The 4662-nt window shown below is 49.4% G+C and carries 6 protein-coding genes; all 6 read left to right on the plus strand.

Features of this window, described 5'->3' with window-relative positions:
- A partial coding sequence (locus C8J48_RS18995) for a hypothetical protein (protein WP_211316708.1) occupies positions 1 to 216 on the plus strand: 216 nt, incomplete at its 5' end.
- Positions 217 to 298: 82 nt separating this feature from the next.
- Positions 299 to 454, plus strand: a complete 156-nt coding sequence (locus C8J48_RS18915) for a hypothetical protein (RefSeq protein WP_170105735.1) — start codon at positions 299 to 301, stop codon at positions 452 to 454.
- Positions 451 to 579 (plus strand): hypothetical protein, encoded by a 129-nt coding sequence (locus C8J48_RS19260; protein WP_281261236.1) that lies wholly within the window; start codon positions 451 to 453, stop codon positions 577 to 579. Before C8J48_RS18915 ends, C8J48_RS19260 begins: the two co-directional genes overlap by 4 nt.
- Complete coding sequence (locus C8J48_RS18405; RefSeq protein ID WP_107728723.1) at positions 576 to 1400, plus strand: hypothetical protein; 825 nt, start codon at positions 576 to 578, stop codon at positions 1398 to 1400. Before C8J48_RS19260 ends, C8J48_RS18405 begins: the two co-directional genes overlap by 4 nt.
- 1812 nt (positions 1401 to 3212) lie before the next feature.
- Positions 3213 to 4205, plus strand: coding sequence for a protein rep (locus C8J48_RS18410; RefSeq protein ID WP_107728724.1), 993 nt, complete (start codon positions 3213 to 3215; stop codon positions 4203 to 4205).
- Positions 4206 to 4315: 110 nt separating this feature from the next.
- Positions 4316 to 4662: hypothetical protein (locus C8J48_RS18415; protein WP_107728725.1), on the plus strand; the 347-nt coding region annotated here is incomplete at its 3' end.

Here is a 4662-nt window from a genome sequence, read left to right on the forward strand (position 1 = left end):
CGAGCGATCACACCGCGATCACGGAAGCGAGGAGGACGTTTTTCCTATGCGCCATATGTAGTTGATGGATACGCACCATGCCCGATCTGTGAATCATGGGTAAGCCGATCAAACCTATCACGGCACATGGGACAGCACAATATCTCAACAGAAGAAGCGTATACGGCGCATATGGCTAAAGTGGAAGCCATGGTTAAAGAGAAGCGGGGCGGGTAACGCCTCTTTTTTTGTACTACAGTGTTGACTGTAGTACGTACTATGGTGTATAATAAGAAATGGAAGGAGGGAGAAAAAAGCCATGGCGAAAAAAAACCGGCAAGTATCCTTTAACCTAAACGATGAGGCAGAACGGCGGCTTTATGAGTACGCAGGACGGCCGGATGTGAACTTTTCTGGTTTGGTGAAAATGCTGTTGTTTAGCTATCTGGAACGAAAAGGAGAGGAACAAAAATGAATAAGACGGCCCAGCAACCGGGTGGGGGCAAGGCGACCAACCATCTCCCCACACCGATCCAAGACCGTCCGCGAGCACAAGTATACCACAAGTCACAACGTACATATGGGGGTTGTGGCTTATGAGATGGTATCTGGGGATTCTAGGGATATTGATTTTTGGCGCCGGTAGTTTGATGAGCTGGGGCCATACGGCGGAGTTCTTTGCAGATAACGGATTTGGGAAAGGATACGATCCGATTTTTGGCGTTGTCTTGGTTGAGTGCCTGTTTCTCATGGGAGCAGGAGCAGAAATATACATGAGGAAGACCGGCCAGCGCTCCACATGGTCAATCAAGTTTGCTTTATGGGTAGGAGGGGCTACCGTCTTTTGGGCAAATTTGCGCTATGGCTGGGACTATGGGTGGGAAGGAATGGTGGCAGGAACCATTATCATCGTGGCTATCGTGATCGCGGAAAATGTCCTGGCGGATATCGTCCTAGCCATTCAGCAGGGGAGGACCGCACAGGACGCCGTACCGGAAAGTGGTACGCCCGTACCAGTCGCCGCGCCGGAAGTTGATGAAACTGTACCAGTTACGATGGACGGCGTACCAGACAACGGGCGGGAAAGTGGTACGACCGTACCAGACAATGGCGAAAGCGTACCAGTTACATCGGATGCCGTACCAGTCAAGTGGGACAGCGTACCAGACAACGGGCAGGAAAGTGGTACACCTGTACCAGACGCGCCGCCAAACGTACCAGCCGTACCGGTACATGATGGTACGACCGTACCAGACACGCCAGCCGCACAACTGTACATGTACCACCGTGAAAATGGGAAGTTTCCGGGACGTGTACGACTGGCTAGAATATGTGGGATGGATGATCGGGAAGCACGCCGAGCGTTGGGGAGAATGAACAATGATGACGCAACCCTAGAGGTTGAACAGGAGAGCGCTTGAGAGCAATTTTAAGGGGTCATAGAGCTATGAAAATACCAGAGGGGTACTTCCACCCTTCCGGTATATTTTTTTGGCGCACAAACGCCCGCCACAGTGTCACCCACCATGGATATGGAAATTGGGTGTCGAGGAAGAGTAGTCGCGGGTGAACACTTGCAAGCCGCGACTACTCTTCCTCGCACAAGGCGGGCGTTTGTGCGCCCGCCTCATGTGCGTTTTATATTGTACGCATTTTAAAAGCGGACAATATAAAACGTACAAAAACCCCGACCTAAACGAACAACTTAAAAACGTACAATACGTAAAACGTCAATATTCGCATTTACAATGCGAATACATTGATACGATTATTGGCCGGGGGTAAAACGATTATATAAGATGCGAATATCTAAGAAACGATTGTGTACGGAATGTACACGAACTAAAAAACGTGTGCGTGAAAAGCACTGATTTAATCGGCGAAAACGAAGTTTGTGCACGATTTTAACTCTGCCTCCCCCGACAGCGGGGCACAGATATGAAAGTCGGTACACAGACAGAAGGGCCGGGGAAATTCCCCGTGTCCCGCTCGGAATCCATGGGGGTTCCCAGAGGGGGCCGCAGGGGATGAATATGGAGAGGTAAAAACAACATTGTCAGTTGCGGCAACCCAGTGGCGGTGCGGCTTTGGGAGATGTACGGTGAGCGCACTTTGAGCATGTTTCGAGCGTGTTTTGAGTGCGTTCTGAGCGCGTTTCGAGTACTCGTAATTATGCCCGCAATGCTACCGGTAGTTATACCGGTTTTTGTACTTGTAATTACTCTGTTCTGAAAACTTATCAAGACGGCACGAGCGCAGGCGTGTCACGGGGTTGGACGGTGTCGAAATGACCCGGACTAACTTTTATGTTGATCGATATGAACAACATAAAAGGTTTCCCACGAGACGAAGCGTCCGCGAGGAACGCGTCAAAAGTGCGCGCTGCTGTCGTTCTAATTGTCGGTTTAAGTTTCGGTTTAAACATCGGTTTAAACATCGGTCTAAGAAAAGTCGAAAAACGAGCTGAAAGTCAGTGATGGCGCGGGGTCTGTGCATCAAACTAGTATCTGACTTGTACCTCACAGGAGGTACTAAGTCGAGATGGTTCAGATCGACGGGCATGGGTGGCATGTCGGGGATCCACGGCGTTGATCGGTGGAAACCACTTGGGGCCTCACCTGGGGTGACATTTAGGGTCTTACTTGGGTTTAACTTAGGGGTCTCACTTGGGGTATGTTTCAGACGATTCATCGGGTAACAAATAGGGAGGGGCAAAACCCTTGTGGTGACTGGGTTTGAGGCCGAAAACGGAAGGGGCGTACTTGTATATCTACTTGTACACTTGTTTGTACATCTGCCTGTACATTTGTTTGTAACTGCTGCCCGGCGGGTGAGTAGTGAGGGCGCGAAAAAAAATTGCAGGAGCGGCATTTACATGGAGAGGCACCATCTGGTAGCCTAGCCGTCCGCCAAGGACGGAGTGGGGCGCTTTTCCCCGCTCCGTACCTGGCGGCAAGGCTTGGGTGTCCAGAGGGTGCAGAGGCTCCGTGTCAATGTCCGAGGGCGATTTTTTTTCGCGACCGGGATAGGTTGAAACGGGTTTTTTCTTAACTTGATACTATGTGAACAACTCGCATTTTAAAAAGTGGATGAAACCCGCTCTATTACTGGGTTTTTCCTAAATATCAGGGGTGGACAGAAAAAGACCCTTTTGCTATGATTGAACTGTCGAGGAACAACCAAATAGCGAAAGGGGTCTTTTGTGTGCCCCTCGAAAGGAGCCTGTTTTTAATATGCCTAACAACAGTATACCCGAAAGTGCTCCAACTCTGCAAGATCGAACAAAGCAGGGAAAGGAGCGGCCTTGGCGTAAGCATAAGCAAGAGTCGATAAATTTGGAAGAATCATACACCCGCTTAGGAATAGAGAATAAAGCGGAACGGGTTGCGCAATGTGGCTGTAGACTGGTCTTCCGTGAATGTCAGAGTGGCCACGGGAAAAAGCTAGTTGCAGGCTACTTTTGTCAGGTGAGGTTATGTCCAATGTGTGCATGGCGACGGTCGATGCTCGTGTTTAAACAGACAAATGACATTTTGCATGAAGCAACAAAGGAGCGAAAATTAAGGTTCCTCTTTCTTACGCTGACTTGCAGGAATGTTCACTCGGAAGAATTGGCGGAGACATTGGACAAGCTCTTTAAGGCATGGGGAAAGCTTTCACGCCGGAAGGCATTCAAGGATAGTGTGGTTGGTTGGTTTCGGGCGTTGGAAGTGACGCACAAAATGCACTCAGACGAATACCACCCCCACTTTCACGCGATTTTGGCAGTGTCGCCAAGTTACTTCAAGAAGAAAGAGAAATACATAACTCAGGATGAATGGGTAAAGTTGTGGCAGAAGTCACTAGGAGTTGATTATACGCCGATCGTTGACATTCGTACCGCGAAGCCCAAACGAAAAGGGCAAGGGATGGAATCAACGGTTGCGGAAGCCGCGAAATATACCGTTAAACCGGGTGACTTTCTCGATCCGTCTGATGAAATGGGAACCGATCTCGCGGTTGACACATTAGATTCGGCGTTGCACAGTCGCCGTTTGGTTGCTTATGGTGGGCTTTTTAAAGAGATTCGAAAGCGTCTCAAGCAAACCGACGCGGAAAAAGCCGATCTTGTAAAGATCGACGAAGACGGCGCGCCGGAAGGTTGCACCTGCGAAATATGCGGGGCGATAATGCAAGAAGTGGCGTACAAGTGGCATGTGGGGCTGAAAAATTATATTGCTGAATGAGATACGCCGGGATTTTCCCCGGTGTTTTATTTTGGCAATTAAAGAAGGGAGAGGAAAACTGTATAATGACCACGAAATGACCACGCGATGATTACAAAGGTGGTGAGTATGTGGCACTGGAAAAATATGCACGGAAAGATAATGCAGAAAAGCGATCAAAGACCATACGGGCAAGGGTTCCAGAGAACTTATATAAAAAGTGGCTGGAGCATGTAGCCCGTTTAGGATTGACCAGCAGCGAAGGGATTTACTTATTGATCCGGGAAGAGATCGAGGGAAAAAGAAGAGGGGGCATCAATGTGACCACGCAGGGGCTACAAAATGACCACGATGTGATCACACATAAACCACAGACAGAGAAACGAGCGATCACACCGCGATCACGGAAGCGAGGAGGACGTTTTTCCTATGCGCCATATGTAGTTGATGGATACGCACCATGCCCGATCTGTGAATC

It is taken from the genome of Desmospora activa DSM 45169 (assembly GCF_003046315.1).
Classification (GTDB): Bacteria; Bacillota; Bacilli; order Thermoactinomycetales; family DSM-45169; genus Desmospora; species Desmospora activa.

Coding starts and splice junctions, on each gene's coding strand:
- C8J48_RS18410 (WP_107728724.1), top strand. CDS start 3,213: ATGCCTAACAACAGTATACCCGAAAGTGCTCCAACTCTGCAAGATCGA.
- C8J48_RS19260 (WP_281261236.1), top strand. CDS start 451: ATGAATAAGACGGCCCAGCAACCGGGTGGGGGCAAGGCGACCAACCAT.
- C8J48_RS18405 (WP_107728723.1), top strand. CDS start 576: ATGAGATGGTATCTGGGGATTCTAGGGATATTGATTTTTGGCGCCGGT.
- C8J48_RS18915 (WP_170105735.1), top strand. CDS start 299: ATGGCGAAAAAAAACCGGCAAGTATCCTTTAACCTAAACGATGAGGCA.